This is a genomic window from Vibrio sp. 1249-1 (assembly GCF_033340495.1).
The window spans coordinates 1-1587 of the sequence record NZ_JAWOWJ010000048.1 but is presented as its reverse complement, the minus strand read 5'-3'; the positions used below and the strand labels follow the sequence as shown (position 1 = coordinate 1587).

1 protein-coding gene and 1 pseudogene are annotated in these 1587 nt (G+C 47.4%); both read left to right on the top strand.

Annotated elements, in window-relative coordinates; translation table 11 throughout:
- Window positions 1–922: 922 nt before the first annotated feature.
- Window positions 923–1249: a MobC family plasmid mobilization relaxosome protein gene (locus R7Z50_RS24105; RefSeq protein ID WP_169654078.1), complete on the top strand. Its 327-nt coding sequence runs from the start codon at window positions 923–925 to the stop codon at window positions 1247–1249.
- Window positions 1246–1587: pseudogene (locus R7Z50_RS24100) on the top strand (relaxase/mobilization nuclease domain-containing protein); the annotation flags it as partial. The gene R7Z50_RS24105 and the pseudogene R7Z50_RS24100, both read left to right, overlap by 4 nt.

Sequence of the window (1587 nt, the reverse complement as noted above, 5' to 3'; positions counted from 1 at the left end):
TGAAGCTATCAGAAACAATAAAGCCTCCCCATGGGGAGGCTTTATTGTTATGGAATAAAAGATCTTACGAAGATCCATTTGAGATCAAATGCTTTTAGGATTAATCTCTTTCCCCAGATGTGAAAAAACCAGCCGTAGGAAGCTGGTTTATTTCGGAATACTCACAGGTTTGAACGGCCGTGAAGTCCTTCCATGATAGACCATATCAAGTAAGCACTTCAAGAGTATTTCTGCACTCTGTTTGGAATCAAGATGTTTTGGACAGCACGACGCGCATCACTCACCGACCAAGGGATGTTCCAAAGGTGAGAGGTAAAGGCACTAATCAGAACTAAGCACCAAGCTCGATAAATCCGCCCCTTGTAGCTGCTAGAGGGGACAAGCGGAAAAGGAATAACTGATTAGTGTTGTGTGACTGGAACGGGGGCGAAAGCTTTACACACAGCGCAGGGCAGTCCGAAATAAGGGGAGAAATCCTTAGTTCAGAAAGCGACCATAGACAGTACCTAAATCACTCAAAATAGAGTCGAAATGGGTAGGGGTCGGCGCAGCCGAAATAAGCAATTTCGGCACCAACTCTTCTGTCTTCGCTTACCTCATCCGCTCGGCGCAGTGTGCGAGTAAGCGAAGCGTCCGAGCATCGAGCAAGCGGCATTTCACCCTATCTAAATGGTGGCACTGTCGCTCCTAACCCACGTGGGTTATAACCTTTTCAATAGCTTATTTTTTTAGGCTTGTGCTATCGCCTTTCTTCATACTAAGCCAGCATACACAGCGTCCCCTCTAGTCACTTCGTTCCTGACGGTTCCCCTGTGAGCTGGAAAGGGGCGCTAACGCCCCCTTTACCCCAGTTGACCACACCGAGTCATTCCCTCGTTCCGAGCGAAGGCCTCGATGCGGTTTCATGTTTGAGAGTGTTGCTATGTCCGAGCCACGAATTAAAGAAATTAAGATCAGAGTGACGGCTTTAGAGCATGAAGCGTTATTGCTGCGAAGCTCTAAACCTCGACTTGCTGAGTGGATGCGATCGCATTGTCTCGATGCGCCCGTTTCCCGTGCTCATGCCGTGCCTAAAGTTGACCCTAAGTTGCTTCGTCAGTTAGCCGGTATGGGTAACAATCTCAATCAAATTGCTCGAGCGATTCATTCCCAAGACTGGAAGCCGGTGGATCGTATTCAGGTTGTCTCTGCTTTGATGAACATTGAACGAACGTTGCAAGATTTAAAACGGGAGTATTCCCGTTCATGATTGTTAAATTTCACGCTCGTGGTGTCGGTAAAGGCTCTGGTCCGGTTGATTATTTACTTGGTAAGCAGAGAGATCGAGAGGGTGCCACACTCGATAGAGGCTCACCAAGTGAGGTTCAAGAGCTGATAGATTCGAGTCCTTATGCAAAAAAATACACGTCTGGTGTGCTGTCCTTTGAAGAATTCGATCTCCCTAGAGAGGCCAAAGATCACATCATGTCGAGTTTTGAAAAAGCGTTGTTACCAGGGCTGGAAGCGGATCAGTACTCTTGCCTTTGGGTAGAGCATCGAGACAAAGGACGGTTAGAGCTTAATTTTGTTGTTCCGAACGTGGAGCTA